General features: G+C 47.7%; 18 protein-coding genes and 1 riboswitch. Of the genes, 13 read left to right on the top strand and 5 right to left on the bottom strand.

Translation table 11 applies throughout. The features are described 5' to 3' along the window. Positions 1-72: 72 nt before the first annotated feature. Positions 73-678 carry an NAD(P)-dependent oxidoreductase gene (locus K6T23_RS20965; protein ID WP_238283220.1) on the bottom strand — a complete coding sequence of 202 codons (606 nt, stop codon included), beginning with the start codon at positions 676-678 and terminating at the stop codon, positions 73-75. 68 nt (positions 679-746) lie between these two features. On the opposite strand from K6T23_RS20965, the gene K6T23_RS20960 reads away from it, so the two are divergent. Next, positions 747-1076 carry a CHY zinc finger protein gene (locus tag K6T23_RS20960; RefSeq protein WP_238284493.1) on the top strand — a complete coding sequence of 110 codons (330 nt, stop codon included), beginning with the start codon at positions 747-749 and terminating at the stop codon, positions 1074-1076. 2 nt (positions 1077-1078) lie between these two features. Beyond that, positions 1079-2023 (top strand): peptide-methionine (R)-S-oxide reductase MsrB, encoded by a 945-nt coding sequence (gene msrB, locus K6T23_RS20955; protein ID WP_273546632.1) that lies wholly within the window; start codon positions 1079-1081, stop codon positions 2021-2023. A gap of 340 nt (positions 2024-2363) precedes the next feature. Here msrB and K6T23_RS20950 read toward each other — a convergent pair whose 3' ends face one another. Then, complete coding sequence (locus K6T23_RS20950; protein WP_238283219.1) at positions 2364-3869, bottom strand: FAD-dependent oxidoreductase; 1506 nt, start codon at positions 3867-3869, stop codon at positions 2364-2366. Positions 3870-3983: 114 nt separating this feature from the next. Further along, the gene (locus K6T23_RS20945; protein WP_238283218.1) at positions 3984-4832 is read right to left on the bottom strand and encodes a bifunctional 5,10-methylenetetrahydrofolate dehydrogenase/5,10-methenyltetrahydrofolate cyclohydrolase; all 849 of its coding nucleotides are present in this window, start codon (positions 4830-4832) and stop codon (positions 3984-3986) included. A gap of 58 nt (positions 4833-4890) precedes the next feature. Next, a riboswitch (ZMP/ZTP riboswitch) is annotated at positions 4891-4978 on the bottom strand. 244 nt (positions 4979-5222) lie between these two features. Between K6T23_RS20945 and K6T23_RS20940 the strand changes: the two genes are divergently transcribed. The 9 genes from K6T23_RS20940 to pgmB all read left to right on the top strand — a co-directional run bounded on the left by K6T23_RS20940 (position 5223) and on the right by pgmB (position 16475). Then, on the top strand, positions 5223-5861 hold the full coding sequence (locus K6T23_RS20940) for a YczE/YyaS/YitT family protein (RefSeq protein ID WP_079514198.1): 639 nt from the start codon (positions 5223-5225) through the stop codon (positions 5859-5861). A gap of 26 nt (positions 5862-5887) precedes the next feature. Continuing rightward, positions 5888-6673 carry a DNA alkylation repair protein gene (locus K6T23_RS20935; RefSeq protein ID WP_238283217.1) on the top strand — a complete coding sequence of 262 codons (786 nt, stop codon included), beginning with the start codon at positions 5888-5890 and terminating at the stop codon, positions 6671-6673. Positions 6674-6679: 6 nt separating this feature from the next. After that, positions 6680-7852, top strand: a complete 1173-nt coding sequence (locus K6T23_RS20930) for a MalY/PatB family protein (RefSeq protein WP_238283216.1) — start codon at positions 6680-6682, stop codon at positions 7850-7852. 316 nt (positions 7853-8168) lie between these two features. After that, positions 8169-10304 (top strand): peptidase M6, encoded by a 2136-nt coding sequence (locus tag K6T23_RS20925; RefSeq protein WP_420493485.1) that lies wholly within the window; start codon positions 8169-8171, stop codon positions 10302-10304. 254 nt (positions 10305-10558) lie between these two features. Next, complete coding sequence (locus tag K6T23_RS20920; RefSeq protein WP_238283214.1) at positions 10559-11749, top strand: glycine C-acetyltransferase; 1191 nt, start codon at positions 10559-10561, stop codon at positions 11747-11749. A 36-nt stretch (positions 11750-11785) separates the two neighbouring features. After that, complete coding sequence (locus K6T23_RS20915; protein ID WP_238283213.1) at positions 11786-12736, top strand: L-threonine 3-dehydrogenase; 951 nt, start codon at positions 11786-11788, stop codon at positions 12734-12736. Between the two features lie 196 nt (positions 12737-12932). Next, entirely contained in the window at positions 12933-14480 is a 1548-nt protein-coding gene (locus K6T23_RS20910) for a hypothetical protein (RefSeq protein WP_238283212.1), read from the top strand. A gap of 21 nt (positions 14481-14501) precedes the next feature. Then, positions 14502-15767 carry an ATP-binding protein gene (locus tag K6T23_RS20905; protein ID WP_238283211.1) on the top strand — a complete coding sequence of 422 codons (1266 nt, stop codon included), beginning with the start codon at positions 14502-14504 and terminating at the stop codon, positions 15765-15767. Between the two features lie 36 nt (positions 15768-15803). Next, positions 15804-16475, top strand: a complete 672-nt coding sequence (gene pgmB, locus K6T23_RS20900; protein WP_238283210.1) for a beta-phosphoglucomutase — start codon at positions 15804-15806, stop codon at positions 16473-16475. A 77-nt stretch (positions 16476-16552) separates the two neighbouring features. On the opposite strand, the gene K6T23_RS20895 is transcribed toward pgmB, so the two are convergent. Then, positions 16553-17914 carry a YjiH family protein gene (locus K6T23_RS20895; protein WP_238283209.1) on the bottom strand — a complete coding sequence of 454 codons (1362 nt, stop codon included), beginning with the start codon at positions 17912-17914 and terminating at the stop codon, positions 16553-16555. Between the two features lie 380 nt (positions 17915-18294). Here K6T23_RS20895 and sda point away from each other — a divergent pair, with 380 nt between their 5' ends. Continuing rightward, positions 18295-18429 (top strand): sporulation histidine kinase inhibitor Sda, encoded by a 135-nt coding sequence (sda, locus tag K6T23_RS20890; protein ID WP_079514210.1) that lies wholly within the window; start codon positions 18295-18297, stop codon positions 18427-18429. A 70-nt stretch (positions 18430-18499) separates the two neighbouring features. Here sda and K6T23_RS20885 read toward each other — a convergent pair whose 3' ends face one another. Beyond that, a complete protein-coding gene (locus K6T23_RS20885) occupies positions 18500-19813 on the bottom strand; it encodes a short-chain fatty acid transporter (RefSeq protein ID WP_056539342.1) in 1314 nt (437 codons plus the stop codon). 184 nt (positions 19814-19997) lie between these two features. On the opposite strand from K6T23_RS20885, the gene K6T23_RS20880 reads away from it, so the two are divergent. Next, on the top strand, positions 19998-20870 hold the full coding sequence (locus K6T23_RS20880; RefSeq protein WP_238283208.1) for a Cof-type HAD-IIB family hydrolase: 873 nt from the start codon (positions 19998-20000) through the stop codon (positions 20868-20870). Positions 20871-20877: the final 7 nt, after the last annotated feature.

Genomic DNA, 20877 nt, shown 5'->3' with positions numbered 1-20877 from the left:
TTCACGAAGGGAAATGCACTGTAAGGAATGAGGGTAGGTGGGAGGACTTCCGGGGTTCACCCGGAAAATCCTTCAGTAGGAGAGGCCGATGGATGCGTTGGCATACGCATCGTGGTCGAGGCTTTCCAGCAAGAAATGGGCAACGTCCGCCCTGGATATTTTCTTTCCGCCTTCGGGTATGGAGGCGGGGTGGGTGCGGTATTCCCCTGTGAAGGGCCCGTTGATCAATTGCATGGGACGGGCGATGGTATAGCGAAATCCACTATCCTTGATTAGGGAAACGGCTTCTCGGTGATCCTTCAGCACGTTCCGTAGAATGAATTGGGCCAACTTACCTTGGAACCCTGTTATTTCATGGTCAATGCCGGCAGAGGCGACATAATGGATGGATCTCGCTCCTTGAAGCTGCATACCAGAGAGGATATGACCCGTCATGGTGCTAAGCTGGGTGGTCTTTCCGAGCCCAGAGGCCCCTAGGCAAGAGATGACCGCATCTTGCCCCTGCAGCGCTTCATGGACAGCCTGTCTATCTGTGGCATCTCCCTGGATGAAGGGTGAATGGTCAGGAAGTTTGGCGGGATCCCGCACAAATACTGTCACATCCAATCCCCGTTCCTTTGCCTGCTTCACCACTTCTTTTCCAGTGGCACCCGTTGCGCCGAAGACGATGATTTTCATTTTGTTTCCCTCCTTCTTTAAGAATATTGTATAGTATGGGGGAAGAGAATGACGAATCTGAACGGGGGATGAATATGTCCATGCGTGCGATTAAAGGCATAAGCGTCGATGAAGAAACAAGATGCGATCATTACCATACAGAAAAGGATATTATCGCTATTAAATTCAAATGCTGTGACACCTATTATCCATGTCACAAATGCCATGATGAAGTAGCTGACCATGAGCCCGTATTATGGGGACGTGAAGAGTGGAACGAGAAGGCCGTCCTTTGTGGGAAGTGTCGATCGGAATTGAGCATTCTGCAGTATATGAACTGTCAGTCCTCCTGCCCTCATTGTCATGCTTCATTCAATCCGGGCTGCAGCAATCATTATCATTTATACTTCGAAGGGTAGGGATTCCGGTGGAAAAAGCAACATTTGCAGGAGGATGCTTCTGGTGCATGGTCGAGCCTTTTGATCAATTAGAAGGGATCGAATCCGTTACTTCGGGTTATATCGGAGGAGAAGGTGATTCACCGTCCTATAAAGAAGTCGTGAGCGGTGAAAGCGGACATGTGGAGGCGGTCGAAATCCTCTTTGATCCCTCACTTTTCTCATACGAACGGCTTCTGGATGTGTATTGGAAGCAGATCGATCCCACAGATGCTGAAGGGCAGTTCAATGATCGGGGTACACCCTATCGAACGGTAATCTTTTATCACTCCGAGGAACAGCGGATCGCGGCGGTGAAATCGCGTGAAGAGCTTCAACACACCGGGAAATTTGCAAAGCCGATTGCAACAGAGATCCTTCCTGCTGCTGTATTTCACAAAGCGGAGGAGTACCACCAGGATTTCTATAAAAAAAATATGTTCCGCTATGCCCTTTATAAAAGGGGGTCTGGAAGGGACGCGTTTATAAAGGAACATTGGCCGGAAGACCGTTCTTATCTGAAAGAAACGCTCACTCCCATACAATACCGTGTCACCCAGGAAAATGGGACGGAACCTCCTTATGAAAATGAGTACTGGGCTAATAAGGAAGAGGGCATCTATGTCGATATCGTCTCCGGGGAGCCTTTGTTCACCTCGAGGGATCAGTATGACAGTGGATGCGGATGGCCGAGCTTTACAAAACCTGTCATGAAGGCGAGTGTCACGGAACGATATGACCTCGGTCATCGTTCGACACGTATGGAAGTCCGCAGCAGGGAAGCCGACTCCCATCTTGGGCACGTGTTCACCGACGGACCAGGACCTGACGGGTTGAGGTACTGCATCAATTCAGCAGCTCTCCGGTTCATCCCGAAAGATTTGCTTGAGGAAGAAGGGTATGGGGATTTCAAAATCTTATTTAATTGAAAGAGGCTGGGACAAGAGTGTTTTAGTCATAGTAAAACCCGAACTATCTTGCCTGGGATAGCTCGGGTTTTCGATTTGTTTCATGACCATTACGATTTACTTGTTCCTAGCGGTTGATTGGAGTGCAAGACGAAGACTCCTGCGGGAAGAGTAGCGGATGTGAGACCCCGCAGGCGTGCCGAGGAGGCTCACGGGCTACCCGCGCGCAGTCTTGCACGGAAATCATGAGCGGTACAAAGAAGCCATACTGATATTGTTCGTCATGACCATTTTTGTTTTGTCCCAATCTCTTTCAATTGTTTTTGTCATATCCTGCGATAAATATTTCCCGGGTCATAGATTATTCATCAATCGATGGAAGCGGCTTTTGGGCTGGTCCTTCAATGACTGTACCTTCAGGAGAAAAACGCGATCCGTGACAAGGGCAATCCCATGTCAGATCACCATGGTTCCATGCGGTCTCGCAGCCTAAATGGGTACAGGTGTTATCTACGAGATGGAGTTTGCCGTCGTTGTCACGATATCCGCCGCATTTCTTCCCTTCATGCCAGACCACACCTCCTTCTCCGCTCTTCAAATCCCCTGAAGACTTAAATGGAATCTGCAGTTTACCTTTTACAAGATGCTTGGCCACATCGGCATTCTGCGAGATGAAATGTTTGATGCTTGGATCGGCGACAAATCGTGAAGGGGCGTAGAGGTCGGCGTAAATATTATGATTCCCGAGTATCAAATCGGACAGGATCATTCCCGATAAGGTCCCGGTCGTCATCCCCCATTTTTTGAAGCCTGTGGCTACGAATATGGTTGGGTGCTTTGGCGAGAGAGTCCCGATATAAGGAACTTTATCAACTGAAATCAAGTCCTGGGCCGACCACCTGTGAAGGGTTTCCGTATCCCCGAAAACGGATTGTCCGCATTTCTCCAAAGCTTCATAGTGTTCCCGGGTGTCTTTGCCCTGCCCGGCTTTATGGTTCTCTCCTCCGATGAGGATCAGTTCTCCACCTTCTTGGACGACCGAGCGGAAGGATCGAGAAGGATCCTCTGCATTGATATACATGCCACCAGGGAACTTTTTCTCCGATTTGATTCCGATGATATAGGAACGCTCTGCATACATCTTGGTGAAGTATAGCCCCATTCCATCAAAGAAAGGGAAGTGGGTGCAGATTGCAATCTTCTCACATTCAAGATGGTAGCCGTTCGCCGTCATGACCTTTGTTATCGTGTCGTCTTCAATGGTCTCGGCAGGGGTTTGTTCGAATACTTGACCGCCAAGGCCTATAAAGGATTCTACAAGATGCTTGAAGAATTTCAAAGGGTTAAATTCGGCTTGCTTTTTCATCATGATGGCCTGCTTGATGGGAATATCGAGGGGGATGGTTTCCACCAGTTCTCCGTCGATTCCAAGTTCGAGATACGCTTCGTATTCTTTTTGTACCTTTTGAAGATATTCATTCGTTTCGGCATAGACATAGGCATCCTGTTCTCTGAGATCGCAGTCGAGTCCTTTCCCTGTCTCTTTGATCCAGTCCAATGCCTTCATGTTTGATTCATAATAGTGCCTTGCGTATTCTGTACCAAAATGTTGTATCAGTTCATCGTATATCAGTCCATGCTGCGCGGTGATCTTGGCTGTCGTGTGGCCGGTTGTCCCATTCAATACTCGGTCTGCTTCGATCAGTGCGACCTTCTTTCCGCCTTTGGCAAGGAAATAAGCAGTGGTGATTCCGGCGATGCCACCACCGACCACGACCGCATCCACTTTCAGGTTCCGGTCAAGCTTCGGATACGACTGGAGGTGAGTGTCCTTCCTCCAATAAGGTTCCGGGTGCTGAAAATTCATGAATTCACGCTCCTTTTCATTATGTCCCTACCATGATGGCCGAACTGGTTGGAAAACATAAGTCGTTGGGAGAGCAAAATAAAAAAAACCGCCCTTTAGGGGCGGTCGCGTGTATCATGAATTGGTTTTTCCGTATTTTTCAGCTGCGTCCACCGTCTGCTTCAGCAGCATGGAGATTGTCACGGGGCCGACACCACCAGGGACGGGTGTAATGGCAGATGCTTTTGCATAGCAGCTTTCATAATCGATGTCGCCCACATTTCCGGGGTTGTATCCGGCGTCGAGGACAATTGCTCCCTCTTTCAACCAATCTCCTTGAATGAAGTTTGGCTTGCCTACTGCTGCTACGACGATGTCCGCATTAGCAACGAGGGCGGGGAGGTTCTCTGTATAGGAATGACACGTGGTCACCGTGGCGTTCCGGTTCAAAAGCATCATGGAGACAGGCTTACCTAGGATCGGACTCCTCCCTACCACTACAGCGTGCTTTCCTTGAGGGTCTACATTATAGTAATCAATGATTTCCATGATCGCTGCCGGGGTGCAGGAAGGGAATTCACCAAAGCCCAATGCGTTTTGGCCGAAGCCGTGGCTGGTTACACCGTCTACATCCTTTTCAATGGAGATGCGTTCAAAAGCAGCGCGCTCATCGATTTGGGACGGGACAGGGTGCTGAAGAAGGATGCCGTGGACCGTAGCATCATCATTGAGTCCATCAAGGACGTCCAATAACTCCTCTGTCGTCGTTTCGGACGGTAGATGGATTTTTCTTGATTCCATGCCGATTTTCGCGCAGGCATTCCCCTTCATCTTCACATAAGTGGCGGAGGACGGGTCTTCTCCTACCAGTACCGTGGCGAGACATGGAGTAACCCCTTCTTCTTTCAATGCTTCAACACGTATTTTTAATTGTTCCTTTACGTCTGTTGCGACTTTGCTTCCGTTTAAGATCAATGGTTCCATTGCGATCCCTCCTGAATGTTTTAAGGCTGTTATCGTGTAGCTCATGGATATGGCCCAATCATTATGCCCAGGCGAACGGCAAATGGGTATATGAATGCAGCTCCCTTGTGGTCATTTCCACATTTTCGCCAGTCACTGCTTGATAGATGCAAAACGATTATAACACGAATATAAAATAAGAATCTAGTCGTATCGTTCGGTTTTGAGAGATTCCTATTTGGGAAATGAAGGCATAGAGGAGAAAACGTGTTCAAACCTTCTTCGCCGAATGTGAATTCCGCCTCGTAAAAAAAGTATACCCCACAAACCCAATCGGCATGGTGAAATTTCTTTGAAGGTGAATATGTGGTAAAGTGGGTGCATTATGAAAGAGAGAAAGAGTGATAGAAGATGAAAAGGGAACGGATGACCCGTTGGGGATTTTTCTTTGTCGGGTTGATCATCATGGCGTTCGGTATTACGTTGACCATTAAAGGGAAGGATCTTGGCATCGGTCCATGGGACGTCCTTCATTATGGGCTCTTCCTGAATGCAGGATTGAGCATTGGGGCCTGGTCGATCATTGCGGGTATCGTCATCCTCTCCTTCACCGGGATCATGACAAAGTCAATCCCGAAGCTGGGTGCATTCATCAATATGCTCCTTGTGGGGATTTTTATAGACATCTTCAACTTTCTTCTTCCTGACCCTTCGTCTTTATGGATACAGGCAGGTGTACTATGTATCGGGATCATCATCATGGGTATCGGGATCGGCATTTATGTAGCTGCCGGACTTGGGGCTGGCCCAAGGGACAGCCTTATGCTCTTAATCGTGGATAAGACCGGCTGGCGCGTCCAGTGGGTGAGGAACGGCATGGAACTGGTCGTATTGATTGCAGGATGGCTGCTTGGCGGCCCCGTCGGGATCGGAACGATTGTGATCGCCCTGGGTGTCGGACAGGTGGTTGGAATGTCCTTGCCTATGAGCAGGAATTGGGTAGAGGCAACGATTGCACGTCAGCGAGAGGATGCACCTCTTGCAGGGTAGCTCGAGTAGGATGAGGAGGAACCAGGGTGAGGGAGCTTGTGACAAACTGTGCAGCATGCGGTGGCAACATTTATTGTGAAAACGGCTTTTATAAAGGTGATGAGGAGCTCAGATTATGTCTGGAGTGTTCTAACAATGTGAGAACATATACCGAAGCCCTCCTCCAGCGCTTCAAAGAGATGGGAACGGAAGAAAATCGTGAATCGATGGAAGCGTATATGCGGAATCAGTTTTCGTTCTATGGCATCAGGACGCCCGAGCGCAATGCTGCTCTCAAGGACTTTGTCAAACAGTATGGTGATCCTCCTCTGGAAGAGCTGCCTTCTGTCACGAAATTGCTTTGGGATGAACCGGAGCGGGAGTGTCAGTATGCCGCTCTCTACCTCCTTTCCAGGCAGGTCAAGAAGCTGACCCTTGACCATCTTCCGCTCCTTGAAGGGCTCATCGTCAAAAAGTCTTGGTGGGATACGATTGATGGCATTGCCCCGAACCTTGCAGGACTGATTTTCCTAAAACATGGAGATGGAGGATATCCTGAACGGTGGATCACATCAGATAATATATGGCTGAACCGGTCGGCAATCCTTTATCAGTTGAAATATAAGGATAAGACCGAAGAGGACCGACTATTCGGCTATATCAGGAAAAAACAAGATTCCAAGGAATTCTTCATCCAAAAAGCGATCGGCTGGGCTCTCCGGGAGTACTCGAAGACAAACCCGACGGCGGTGGAGGATTTTATAGAAAACGAAGATCTCGCACCGCTCAGTGAGCGCGAAGGGATGAAACATATTCACAAAATCAGGGGGTAAGGGAATATGAACTGGAATGATTGCATCGAGAGAACGAATACCCACTCGGTTAAATGGTCGTATCCTCAGGAGGATGTCATACCGATGTGCATAGCGGATATGGATTTTCAGGTTTCCCCTGCCATCGTGGAGGCGCTGCAAAAGAAAGCTGCTCATGGAATTTATGGCTATACCACCTTCAGTGACCGGTACTTCAACTCGATTATCGACTGGTGGGACAAGCAGTATGGCATCAAGATCCAGAAGGAATGGATTTCATTCAGTCCTGGTATCATTCCGGGCATCAACGTCCTTCTCTCGGTCCTTACAGAGCCAGGGGATGCCGTCATCCTGCAGGATCCCGTGTACTATCCGTTCTACAGCACGATTGAGGCACATGGATGCACGATTATGAAGAATACGCTTCTCTATGAAAATGGTCGCTATGAGATGGACTTTGATGACTTGGAGGAAAAAGCGCGTTCCTCAAAAGCAAAGGTTTTGATCCTCTGCAGTCCCCATAATCCTGTTGGCAGGGTGTGGACAAAAGAAGAGCTGGAGCGGGTGGCGGCGATTGCGAAAGAACATGATCTTTGGATTATTTCAGATGAAATGCATGGCGACCTCGTGTTCCAGGGACATCGGCATCTTCCTTTTATCCAGTCAGATCCTTCCGTGAGGGACCGTACTATCGTCTGCTCGGCCCCGAGCAAAACGTTTAACATTGCCGGGCTTCAGACGTCCATTCTCATGATTACGAATAAGGAGTTACAACAGCGTTATCAAGAGAAGCTCACATCCTTCGGGCTGATGCGTCCCAATGTATTCGGGATCGAAGGGACGATCGCTGCTTATGAGGAAGGGACTCCATGGCTTGAAGAACTCCGGATGGTATTGGAGGATAACAAGCAGTATGTATTGAATTACATCAAGGAATACATGCCTGAACTTCAGGCGATTCAGCCGGAAGCCACCCACCTGATCTGGATCGACTGTCAGAAACTCGGAATGAGCGGAGAAGAGCTTTGTACCTTCTTCCTGGAGAAGGCTCGAGTGAAATTCGATGAAGGATTCAAATTCGGAGAGACCGGCAGTTCGTTCATCCGAATGAACATTGCCTGTCCCAAGGAGCGCATCGACATGGCGTTGCGGCGCATGAATGAAGCTTTGCTTGAGCATAGAATAGGAAAACAGTCTTAATAGGGCTGTTTTTTTGTTTTGTCCTGTAATCCTAACATCAACCGACGGGTATCGCCACTTTCAATTAATGTTTGCAGTTGAGAATGAAATATCGTCGAGGGGATGGGTGTAAAGACCTTGATTTAAGCGTGTCAACTTATGAGGAACATCGAACTATGTCGAAAGTATAGGGCGTATGGTTCGTTACTAGGTGGGATAGTCGAAAATGTCATAAATAACGAAGGAAGAGAAGAAACTTTCGGCTTATATATTCTGAAAATTTAGTGTGTTATGATTATTTCGCTTATATTATAACTATTCTCATAGAGAGGGGATTATGTATTTGAAAACTAAATTGTTTTCCATTCTTTCGACCGGTGCTTTGGCACTGGGGCTGTTGGCACCATTCTCACAGGAGGTCTCGGCTGAGTCCGCTCCGACAAAGGCCAACTGGGACACCGAGCGATACGGTGATCGCATTGATATCGATGGTCATCTTGAGTCACTGTCTGAAAATGAAAACTTCCTGAATAAGGCTGAAGGAAAGCTGAAAAAACAGGTGAAAGAGTTCAAGTTTGATCAAAAAGGAGAAGTAAAGGCTCAAAGCAATAAACAGACGAATGAATTTACATACGACGGTGGGACAAAAGTATTCCTTGATCGGGATCTGGAATTTAAACAATTCACCCTGAGAAGTGTGGGAGACAACGTGGAGATCTGGGTGGCGAATGATCTTTCCTTCCCTGAAGGAGATCCACGACCTCCTCATGTGGTCACTCAGGAGCAGGTAGATAAGCTGAAGGATGAATTCGATTCGAACATCTATCCGACTGCAACGGATTTCTTCGGCATGCCGGATGAGTTGGATGGATCGAATGCAACCGTCCCAGGAATGGTAGGACTGCCGAATAACTATTACGAGGGCAGCGACAAGGTAATCATGCTCGTCGACAACATCAAGGATGACGGCTACTACGACCCTAGCTATCCGTTCTTCGTGGCAGGATTCTTCTGGCAGACCCTTGAAAACTATATGGACCGGAACATCATCACGATTGATACGAACAGCTGGGAAACCAGGCTCGAGAATACGTTCTTCGGTACGACCATCCATGAGCTTCAGCATTTGATCCATGCCGATAATGACCCGGCTGAAGAGACATGGCTGAATGAAGGGATGTCCACATTCTCCGAATTCCTTGGCGGGTACGGATCCAATGAGGGTTCTGTGAACTTCTATCTTGATCACCCAGAAAACTCCCTGGTGAACTGGGATGAACACCGCAGTGCGGCAACAGGACCGGAAACGATCGCGGACTATGGTCAGGTCTATCTCTTCACCCTCTATATGTACGATAAGTATGGACAGGAATTCATCAGGGATCTTGCCACTGACGAAAAGCATGGAATCGAGAGTGTCGATCACATGCTGAAAGAATATGGAGCGAAGGAAGACTTCACCACACTCTATCAACACTTCATCACGGCCCTCGCTATTGATGATGGATCTGGTAGCAAGTATGATTTCGACAGCATCGATTTGAGGGATCTTCCGGTCGACAGTAAAGGTACGAAGCGAGGCAAGACCGTCGATTATGAGAAAGCACTCGAGTATGAAAAAGAAGGAGTCCCTGCATGGGGAGGGGACTTCAAGGAGCTTGATTTTAAAGGGAAGGTCGACACGATCAATTTTGATGGAGTAGATTTCTTACCGGTCAAATGGCAAAGCGTTGATGATCCCAAAGGATCGGGCAACAAAGTCCTATGGGCCAATGAAGGCGACGAACTGGACAGTGCCATCGTATTAGAAGCAGATCTGTCAAAGGTGGACAAAGCTACCCTTTCCTTCGACAATTTCATCGATATTGAAGAAGCATGGGATTACGCCATGGTCCAAGTTTCTAAGGATAATGGGAAGACCTGGACATCCCTTGAAAATGAAAATACCCGTTCGGATGTGGACGGACAGGGATATCCTAAGATTAAAGATAATGTCCCGGGCTTCACTGGTCACTATGAAGACTGGCAAAAAGAAACATTTGATTTGAGCCAATACGCCGGCAAGGACATCCTGATCTCCTTCCGCTATCTGACGGACTGGGGTTACAATGACTCAGGCTGGTTCATTAATAATATCGAGATCCCGGAAATCGGCTTCCAGCAGGACGGATCCAATCTGGACGTATTTAAATCGAAAGCGGAAATCCTTGGAGAGTACGTGGAATATACGGTCACATTCATTAATGAGAGACAGGTAGGCAACAAAAAGAACCCGAAAACCAAGTATAAAGTCATTCAGGTCGACCCGTTCAATGTGACGGAAACCAATGCCTTGAAGCTTCGACAACTCTTCAAGGATGGAAGTAACTATATGATTACTTCCTATGCAGCTCCGCCACACGATAAAAACCCGGTCGATTTCACGTATGAAGTCAAACTGAAGGATAAGAAAAAACCGAAGAAAAAGCATTGATCATCATGAAGCGGGCCTTAGGGCCAGCTTCTTTTTTTATAGGAATCAATTTGATTGGTCAACCGCATACTAGAGACATCATCAGACACAGAGAATCAACCATTTCCGCAAGAATTATTTTGTCCATCACGGAGAAACATGTTAAACTAATCTGTGTGAAATAGTACGAAAACCGCTAACATTATACCGGTAAGTGTCTTTCTCGAGTGTACAATTGTATATAAAACGCTTACATAAACAAGGAGGTCACAAAGATGACAAGTAAAACCCTGGACCATTTCTTACAGGACAATCTGCAGGATCTAAAATCAAAAGGTCTCTATAATGAAATCGATCCGTTGGAAGGGGCAAACGGACCCGTCATTACGATTAAAGGCAAGGAGCTTGTGAATCTCTCTTCCAATAATTATCTAGGACTTGCAACAGATGAGCGCTTGAAAAAGGTGGCCATCGAAGCGGTGAAAGAATATGGTGTCGGAGCAGGTGCTGTCCGGACAATCAACGGAACACTTGACCTTCACGTGAAACTGGAAGAAAAGCTTGCTGAATTCAAGGGAACCGAAGCGGCCATCGCGTATCAATCGGGCTTCAATTGCAATATGGCAGCCATTTCTGCGGTCATGGATAAACATGATGCCATTCTTTCCGATGAATTGAACCATGCGTCCATCATCGACGGATGCCGTCTGTCCCGTGCCAAGATCATCCGATTCAACCACTCGGATATGGAAGATTTGCGCGCAAAGGCGAAGGAAGCCAAAGAATCAGGTCTTTACGCGAAAATCATGATCATCACAGATGGGGTCTTCTCTATGGATGGAGACGTATGCAAGCTACCTGAAATCGTCGAAATCGCAGAGGAATTCGATATCATGACCTATGTGGATGATGCCCATGGTTCCGGTGTTCTTGGTAAAGGTGCCGGTACGGTGAAGCATTTCGGTCTCTCTCATAAAGTCGATTTCCAAATGGGTACGCTGTCTAAAGCCATCGGGGTAGTAGGTGGCTATGTGGCGGGTACTCAAAATCTGATCGACTGGTTGAAGGTGCGATCCCGCCCGTTCCTATTCTCCACTTCCCTGACACCTGCGGATGTGACAGCGTGTACGGAAGCGCTGGACTTGTTGATGACTAGCACGGAACTGCAGGATAAAATGTGGGAAAACAGTACCTATCTCAAGGAAAAACTTTCAGGGCTTGGCTTTGATATCGGGAAATCTGAAACGCCGATCACTCCTGTGATCATCGGTGATGAGCAGGATACTCAGAATTTCAGTAAACGCCTGTATGAAGAAGGGGTTTATGCGAAATCCATCGTATTCCCTACTGTGCCACGCGGGACGGGCCGGGTACGGAATATGCCATCGGCAGCCCATACGAAAGAGATGCTTGATCAAGCGGTAGAAGCGTATGAAAAAGTAGGAAAAGAGCTGGGGATCCTTTAATTCCCTCATCATCAATGATATACAGGAGGAACTAAGATGAAAAAGATTCTTGTCACCGGTGCGTTGGGACAGATTGGATCGGAACTGACGACGCGTCTCCGCGAGGTTTACGGCGCGGAAAACGTATTGGCAACAGACATCAGGGAAACCGACAGTCCTGTCGTGACCGGAGGACCCTTCGCCCAGCTGGATGTAACCGATGAAAAGCGCATGTTCGAGCTAGCCAAGACGAACAAGGTCGATACCATCATCCATCTTGCCGCTCTATTGTCGGCTACAGCTGAAGCTAAGCCGCTGCTTGCATGGAACTTGAATATGGGAGGACTCGTCAATGCCCTCGAAACGGCCAGGGAATTCGATTGTCAATTCTTCACCCCAAGTTCGATCGGAGCATTCGGTCCAAGTACCCCTAAAAAGGCGACACCGCAGGATACCATCATGCGACCGACGACGATGTACGGCGTGAATAAAGTGTCCGGTGAATTATTGTCGGATTATTATTTCACGAAATTCGGTGTGGACACCAGGGGTCTGCGGTTCCCTGGATTGATTTCATACGAAACGCTTCCAGGTGGGGGAACAACGGATTATGCAGTAGAAATTTACTATGAAGCCATCAAGCAGAATCGTTATACTTCCTATATCGGTGAGGGCACCTTCATGGATATGATGTATATGCCGGACGCCCTAGATGCCATCATCAATTTGATGGAGGCGGATGGATCGAAGCTCATCCACCGCAATTCTTTCAATGTGAGTGCCATGAGTGCAGCGCCTGAGCATTTTGAGAAAGCGATACAGGTTCACCGGCCTGACTTCAAGATTGACTATCAGGTCGATCCCGTCAGGCAGGCCATTGCCGAAAGCTGGCCGGATGCCATCGATTCTTCTGCTGCAGTGGAAGAGTGGGGATTCAGCTGTTCGTACGACCTCTCGAAGATGACAGCCGATATGCTCCATAAGCTAAAGGCCGAAAAAAGAATATAAGAAAATGAAAACCGCTCCGATATGAATAGGGAGCGGTTTTTTTTTCGACATAATATAGGAGATGTGGTATATGTAATATAGCCCTTACTCTCTATTTTATACCTAAATATGGAAAAATAAGTGAATATAGACACTAATTGTGCTAAAATTCAGAAGTATAAGTAGAGAACATGCTTTAAAGCAGGGGGAATGAAAAGTGAAAGAAAAGCTGAAGGTATGGGGTATTCCGATGACATTGGTCATCCTCATAATAGGAGGGATGTTCCTCCATCAATTACTGAAGGTGAAAGAGCCTCCTCAGAAGGATTGGAGCCGTTCGGTATACCTTGATCAATCATTTAAGGACAGACCGCAATTGTTCAATGGAAGCGGGGATCTCTTCATCTCCAGTGGAGGGAAGATCCAGGGGCTAACCGTTAAGGAAGGACTCCGGCTCGAGGAGAAACAGGCACTCGATGTCGATGTTTCCGGTAGCAACCCTTATTGGACCGACGGCAAGAAGGTCATCTACTATGAGGATGCGAAACTTCTATCACATGAAGGCGGGAAGGTCTCCGTCCTCTCAGAAGGGGTCACAGGCATTGAGACAAATACTAGCACTGTGTATTATTGGACGGGTGGCACACTCTACAAAATGGATCCTCTCACAATGGATGCCGGGAAGATTCATTCATTTAAGCAGGAGATCGATGGAGTAACCATCGGAAAAGATGGGGATTCCCTTGTTCAGACCAAGGCAGATGATACGCATGTGCAATTTCACTATATTGATAGAGAGCAACGTGTAAGTGCTCCTTTCCTGCTTCTGGAGAAGAATTCAAGCAAGCAGGTTGAAAATGCGACGTATGAAATAACAGGAGGTCAACTGACGTTATTCTACAGTGAAACAGCACGCTCGCAGGGACAATTGACTACGGCGACATACAAGGTCAAGGTGCCTGTGGACGAGGTGGGGGATGAGCTTCAAAAGGCGGAAAAAGTCCGATTCGTCAATGCAGACAACGGGCTTGATCTGGAGTCTCCGGGCGATATCCAATTGGCGGAGATCGATGGGGAAGCCACATTGTTGCTTACTGCTGAGGGGCAGGAGATCGGGGATTTCAACGCAATCGCCTTATATAAGGCCGTTCCGATTGAAGATGGCTCTTATCAGGCGTTGCGCCTAAACACCACGAGACATTTGACACAATCACCTCTTCCATTATCAGACAATGAAGTGGTTTGGTTCAATTACAATGGTGGTACATATGAACTATATGGGACCTCGCAGAATGACGAGGTCATCGAATCGAGTCTGCACTGGACAAAAGCATCCGTAAAAGAAGCTTTACTCAATGGGACTCTTATGCTATTTTCAAGTTTGGTAACGGGGCTGACCTCATTCTATTGGGTGCTTCCTTCTTTATTTATCCTGATCCTCTTGAATATCTTCAAACCGAATGTATTTGAGAGGGAAGGCATCAGCATGGCGGAATATGTCACCATTTTGATCTTTTTGATCATGCCGTTCACCTATACAGGCAAGGCGATGGGGGATTATTATTACCAGGTCGCCCCGGATCTCTTGAGCTTCAGTGGAAGTGGCTATGCAGTGATGATCGTAATCAGCTTACTGACGGCCCTTGTCTGGAAATTTGGAAGGAATGAGGAGTGGGGTCCATTTGCCGGAGTGTTTTACTTCATGGGAACCTATATCCTTCTATATATATCACTTATCGGACCGTATATGTTCAATCTATTCTAGGGTAAAAGGAGAGGAAGGCGCGTGCGCTCACATGACATATCTTATATCATTATGCGACTGGTCCTGACAGCGGTGCTGTTCCTCTCCGCTATGATCATGGTGTTTGTTCTTGAGGGAGTGGCCCTTATGGTGGCTATTCCCACAGTTGCGTGCATCAGTATTGGTTTACTCTATCAGTCCATCAAGAAAGCCCTTACGTTTTCTTCTGCCCACGAAACCCTTCTGGAGGAAGAGAACCAGCTTTCCACTCTCCTCCACTCCCTGCCCGATTTTATATCGTTCAAGGATGGGGAAGGAAGATGGATGAAAGTCAACCAGTTTGGGAGGGAGCTTTACAATCTGGAAGGCATCGATTATATCGGAAAGACCGACAAGGAGCTGGGAGAGCTTGTTCCTTTCTTCAAGGACGCCTTCGATTTCTGTATCGAATCGGATGAAAGGGCGTGGGGTGAAGAAGGGACCCGCTGCGAAGAGAGCTTTGTTCTGCCTTCCGGTGAGCAAAAAACCTTCGATGTCATCAAGGTCCCGCTCTTTTATTCAACTGGAGGAAGAAAGGGTCTGGTCATCATCGGCCGGGATATTACCCAGCAAAAGGTAGCTGAAGAAATGCTTCTTCGAAATGAAAAGCTGTCTGTCGTGGGAGAGCTTGCCGCAGGCATCGCCCATGAGATCCGAAACCCCCTGACCAGCATCAAGGGATTCATCCAGCTGTTGGAGGAGAACGAACATGTCTCAGACCGGTACTTAACCATCATGAGTGCCGAGATGGACCGCATCAATCAGATCGTCGGAGAGCTACTCATTTTGTCGAAGCCACATCTGAGGGAATCACGTCCGTTCGATATAAGGGAAGTTTTGGACTACGTCGGCAAAGTAATGGGACATGAGGCACTTATGAAAGGGATCAATCTGAAAGTGGACCTGCCCCAGGAGCCGATTGAGATCATCGGGGACAGGAACCAATGCATACAGGTCGTGATCAACATCACGAAGAATGCCATCGAGGCCATGGAAGAGGGCCTCATCAGCATCAAAGCCCACTGCTTGGAAGAAGAAATATTGATCACCATACAAGATCAGGGAGCGGGCATTCCTGCAGACAGGCTGGAACGACTGGGAGAACCGTTTTTCACCCTCAAGGAAAAAGGTATGGGCCTCGGACTCACCATCAGTCAGAAAATTATCGAAGGTCATAAAGGAAGTTTAAAGATCGAATCAGAATTGGGGGAAGGGACCCGTGTCACGATCGGGTTCCCCATCCATGCACGCCTGCCGTCAGCACCATGATGGCAGGCTTTTCAATTCTTTTAAAGGAGGTTGACGATGAAGATGATCGAAGCAGTCATTTTCGATATGGACGGGGTCCTGACGGATACAATGCCCCTTTATTACGAAGCAACCAGGGATACCCTTCTTCCATTCGGTATCGACTATACATGGGAGCAGAATGATCGACTGAAGGGTATCAGCAGGCGGGAGACCATCCGAACCGTGTGGGAGGAAGCGGGAAGGAAGATTGAAGAGGACTTGGAAATCCGACTCGCGGAGGAGAGGAATCGACACTACCTGCAACTGATGGACAGCCTGACGCCTGATCAAGTCCTCCCTGGTATGGAATCATTCCTGAAGGAACTAAGGGAGAATGGAATACGGATGGCTGTTGCCTCTTCCAGCCGGAACGCACCGGAGGTACTGAAGAAAACCGGTCTTTCTTGGGCATTTGAATACATCATCGATCCACTTTCCCTTACCAGGGGGAAGCCCGATCCCGAGATTTTCCTGAAGGCGCGGGAGGTGCTGGGAGTCGAAGAAAGGAAGTGTGTCGGGATCGAGGACGGGGAAGCTGGATTAAGAGGCCTTCTTGAGACAGGGATGTTCACGGTAGGGGTCGGAAGCGATCCCTTCATGAGCAATGCAGACTGGTCGATTGCTTCCACTGGGGACCTGACACTGGAGGCACTGCAGGAACAATATCACAAATGGTGCGTGACGTAAGGAAGACGCGTGCACTGGCACTCACCGCATGATAAAAAGGAGTACCCGGTTCGTTCCGGGTACTCCTTTCGTATAAGTCAGAATAACAGGTGGGCAATTCCGACAATGATGAGTAGAGTCAAAATCGTCCGTTGAAGGAAGATGACCACAAGATCCCAGAAGGAAACAGGGATTTTCGATCCGAGGAGGAGTCCGCCGACTTCTGATAGGTAGATCAGCTGTGTGACGGAAAGGCAGGCGATGATGAATCGGGTCATATCGCTCTCGATGCCCGCACCGAAAATCGTAGGAAGGAACATATCCGCAAATCCGACCAGGATCGTCTTCGAAGCCTCTGCTGCTTCAGGGATCTGAAGGAGATCGAGTACCGGGATGAAGGGGATACCGATCCATTCGAAGAACTTTGTGTTCTCCGCAACGATGAGTGCCGTCGTTCCGATGGCCATGACGATCGGGGCTACGCCCATCCACATATCCAATACATTCTTCATGCCATCTGTGATGAATTTTGACACACTGTTGTTCTTCTTTGCCTGTAGGACAGCCTGCTCATAGCCATAGCCTGCACGGGTATAGCCCTCAGGAATGGTCTCTGCTGTATCCTTCCCTTCCTGATCGTTGAAATACGTATCAGGCTTGAGGGACAAAGGAGGGATACGCGGCAGGATGATTGCCGCGACGAGTCCGGAGAACGTCACCGTAAGGTAGAATGGGAAGAAGAATTCACTCAGGTTGACCGTCGAAATGACGACGAGACAGAAGGTGATGGATACTACGGAAAACGTCGTCCCGATGACAGCTGCTTCCCGCTTCGTATAAAAGCCCTCCTCGTACTGCTTGCTGGTCAGCAGGACCCCGATGGTCCCGTCGCCAAGCCATGAAGCCAGACAGTCGATGGAGGAGCGGCCAGGCAGATTGAAGATCGGCCTCATGACCTTCGTCAGGATGGAGCCGAAAAACTCAAGAAGACCAAAATTCAAGAGTAATGGTAGAAGGAGTCCGGCGAATAAAAAGACGCAGAACAGGATGGAAATCAGCCCATCCGGGCTCAGGAGCAGCCCCCCTGTGTTTTCTGACCATATCCACTCCGGCCCTAACTGGAAAAGGGTCATGACAGCATAGATACCGCCGACGATCCTGATCACGAACCAGACGGGCGTCACATTGAACAGCGTTTTGAAAAACGGTGAGTCCATGATGATCGCCGGTTTGAAAGCCTTGGTGATGAACGTCCCGATGATCGTCAAGGCGATGAGGATCGTCATGACATAGGGAATCACTGGACCGATTGCATCGAGAAGTGCATTCGATAGGACGGCGATCGGGATCGTCACTTCACCATCGACCGGTAAAGGAACTATAAATAATAAAATTCCCAGCAAGGAGGGAATGATAAAACGTAACTGTTGTCCGAGTGTAAATCGTTGTTGCGGATTCATAGGTTCACCTCAAAAAAGTAATGACGAAAAATGAAACATTATTCATTCTAATGCATACATATTTAATTGTCCATACTCTACTGCAAACTGGATAACAATAGATGCCTTTGATTATCTTCCCAAAAAAATTCTCTGATAAACAACCTGTGAAGAAATCCTATGCTCAATCCCCTATTTTTATATAGTAAGCGCTTGCATCTATAGTTTACCTTATAGTTCTTTCAATTCAACTCTTTTTCAAAACACATTCAAAAGTCCTCCCGTAAACCGATAAAAAGAATAGTAAAAGGAAATATATTATATTTTTCTGGTAAATAGGTTTAATGGGGATTATTAGGGGTAAAGGGAACCCATAACCAGGTTAGTCAGGGGTGTAGTAGATGCAATCACTAACATTACTTACTGAAGAGCAATTAACCAATGCCCACCGAATGGCACAAAAAGAAGGACTGGAAGAAGAATTCATCGAGATGCTGGAAGTGGAGCTATTGAGAAGAAGAGAGAGTGAAATGTAATTTTTACCGAAACTCGTAAATGATAAGTAAAGGCTGCTCACCAAATGAGAACAGCCTTTTTTGTGTGTATTTATAAGATCAGGAGTCCGATTGAAATGACGACACCGCTCACAATCAAGATTAAAACGCAAAAGCCCATGATATCCTTCGCTTTAAGTCCGGCGATGGCAAGAGCCGGCAAGGCCCAGAACGGCTGGATGAGGTTTGTCCAGGCATCGCCCCACGCCACAGCCATAGCCGTCTTGGGAATCGAAGCATTGAGGGCCTGTGCAGCATCAAGCATGATTGGTGCTTGTACGGCCCACTGGCCTCCACCAGACGGGACGAAGAAATTAACAATCCCTGCTGAAAGAAAGGCAAAGAAATAAAAAGTTGTTTCATTTGCAATGGAAACAAAAACCTCAGAAACGAGGACAGCAAGTCCAGAAGCCCCCATCATGCCCATGATCCCCGCGTAAAACGGGAACTGGATGACGATGCCGCTTGCCCCTTTGATGGCTTCCTGCACGGAATTCAGGTAGCTTTTCGGGGTCCCGTGGAAGAGGATGCCAAGGAACAGGAAGAGGAAATTAACAATATCCAAGTTCAACGCGAAGCCGTTATTGATGAAATAGTAGACGATGAATCCTATTCCAAGTAGGGATATGATGACCGAAAGGATCGAGCTGTTCTCCAGGCGTTCAGCGGGAGTAGGTTCGACCACTTCCGCACTGGCTGCAGATTCATTGAACAAGGATGGATCAACAGAAACGGTATCCTCCTTTGAGGGCATGAGCAGCCTGTTAGCGATAGGAAGAATGATGAAGAGGGCGACAACAATAAAGATATTGAAGGCCGCAAACATCGTTTCACTTGTTGGAATCACGCCCATCTTGGCTTCGAATGGATGTCCCGCTGTCGCAATCGATAAAGGGATGGAACCGGAAAACCCACCATGCCATACGACAAATCCGGAGTAGGCACTCGCAATGAGGAGGCGGTAATCAACTCCTTTGACCCGTTTGGCCAATTCCTTTGCAAATAGGGCACCGATGACGAGACCGAACCCCCAGTTGATCCAACTCGCTGCGAGCGACACAAGGGTAACGATGATGATGGCCGACCCAGGTGATTTTGCCAGGGAAGCAAGATAGCCCAGCAGTCGTTTGAATAAAGGACTGCTTGCCAGAACATACCCTGTCACAAGCACAAGCACCATTTGCATGGAAAAGGCAAGAAGTCCCCAAAAGCCTTCACCCCAATATTGAACCATGTCGACGGGTGAACTCTTTGTAAAAATGATTCCCGAAGCAAAAACAAAGAGGGTAAGGATGATGACGAATAAGAACGGATCTGGTAGGTAGCGCTGCATGATTCGGTTCGATAGGGCTGTGAGTTTCTTCAATGAATGTCACTCCTTTAGGCTATGTGAAAAATTGATATCCCTACTTAGTTCTATAAAAGGTTTGAAAACCCTTTCATTTAAAGGGGTTTTCTTCAAGTAGAGTGGTGCAAACTAATAAATGATAGCGGTTCATGATACAATGACCTAATTAAGAATATTTTCCTGAAAGAAAGGTGTCTACTCAATGATTACAAGCATAGCAAGCGATATGGATGGAACATTATTGAATGAAAAACAAGAAATCAGCGAAGGGAATAAAGAGGCGATCCTGAAAGCCCAACAAGCTGGAATCGAAGTGATTGTGGCAACGGGCCGCTCTTACGAAGAAGCCTCCTATGTTGTGAAAGAGGCAGGGATCGACTGCGATATCATCTGTGCCAATGGAGCCGAAGTCCGGGATGCTGATGGGGAAATCGTCTATCAGGCGGGCATCGAGGATGATCGTTCGAGGCAAATCGCGGCAGAACTGAACGAGCTCGGTATCTATTTCGAGGTGTATACGAATCAGGGTACATACACAGAAGATTATGAGAAGGGGATCGATCTCATCATCGACATCTTCATGACTTCAAATCCCGACGTATCAGAAGCACAGGTGAGGCAGGCTGCGAAGGAAAGGTATGACGAAGGTCGCATCAACGTCGTGGAGGATTATGAAGTCCTTTTCGAAGATTCGGAGCATCTTGTCTTCAAATTCCTCGTATTCTCCAAAGATCGGGAAAAGCTTCAGCAGGCTCAATCTGTTCTGGCAGAACTGAAGGATCTTGCCGTCAGCTCTTCAGGTAAGAACAACCTTGAGATCAATAGCATCCACGCACAAAAAGGGGTAGCCCTTGAAAAAGTATTATCATCAAAAGGGTTGAATGTAAAAGACGCCATGGCCATAGGGGATAATTTGAACGACCTGTCCATGATGAAGGTTGTAGGTCGTCCGGTCGCCATGGGGAATGGCCTACCTGAAGTAAAGGAATTCTGTTCCCATGTGACGGCTACTAACCGTGAAGATGGTGTGGCAAAAGCAATCCTGGACGCAATGGAGCAGTCGGAAGAGGACTGAAATAAAG

The organism is Rossellomorea marisflavi (genome assembly GCF_022170785.1).
In the GTDB taxonomy this organism is placed as follows: domain Bacteria; phylum Bacillota; class Bacilli; order Bacillales; family Bacillaceae_B; genus Rossellomorea; species Rossellomorea marisflavi_B.
This window is presented reverse-complemented; position numbering and strand designations above follow the sequence as displayed.

Coding starts and splice junctions, on each gene's coding strand:
- K6T23_RS20965 (WP_238283220.1), bottom strand. CDS start 678: ATGAAAATCATCGTCTTCGGCGCAACGGGTGCCACTGGAAAAGAAGTG.
- K6T23_RS20960 (WP_238284493.1), top strand. CDS start 747: ATGAATATGTCCATGCGTGCGATTAAAGGCATAAGCGTCGATGAAGAA.
- K6T23_RS20950 (WP_238283219.1), bottom strand. CDS start 3,869: ATGAATTTTCAGCACCCGGAACCTTATTGGAGGAAGGACACTCACCTC.
- K6T23_RS20945 (WP_238283218.1), bottom strand. CDS start 4,832: ATGGAACCATTGATCTTAAACGGAAGCAAAGTCGCAACAGACGTAAAG.
- K6T23_RS20940 (WP_079514198.1), top strand. CDS start 5,223: ATGAAAAGGGAACGGATGACCCGTTGGGGATTTTTCTTTGTCGGGTTG.
- K6T23_RS20930 (WP_238283216.1), top strand. CDS start 6,680: ATGAACTGGAATGATTGCATCGAGAGAACGAATACCCACTCGGTTAAA.
- K6T23_RS20925 (WP_420493485.1), top strand. CDS start 8,169: ATGTATTTGAAAACTAAATTGTTTTCCATTCTTTCGACCGGTGCTTTG.
- K6T23_RS20920 (WP_238283214.1), top strand. CDS start 10,559: ATGACAAGTAAAACCCTGGACCATTTCTTACAGGACAATCTGCAGGAT.
- K6T23_RS20915 (WP_238283213.1), top strand. CDS start 11,786: ATGAAAAAGATTCTTGTCACCGGTGCGTTGGGACAGATTGGATCGGAA.
- pgmB (WP_238283210.1), top strand. CDS start 15,804: ATGAAGATGATCGAAGCAGTCATTTTCGATATGGACGGGGTCCTGACG.
- K6T23_RS20895 (WP_238283209.1), bottom strand. CDS start 17,914: ATGAATCCGCAACAACGATTTACACTCGGACAACAGTTACGTTTTATC.
- sda (WP_079514210.1), top strand. CDS start 18,295: ATGCAATCACTAACATTACTTACTGAAGAGCAATTAACCAATGCCCAC.
- K6T23_RS20880 (WP_238283208.1), top strand. CDS start 19,998: ATGATTACAAGCATAGCAAGCGATATGGATGGAACATTATTGAATGAA.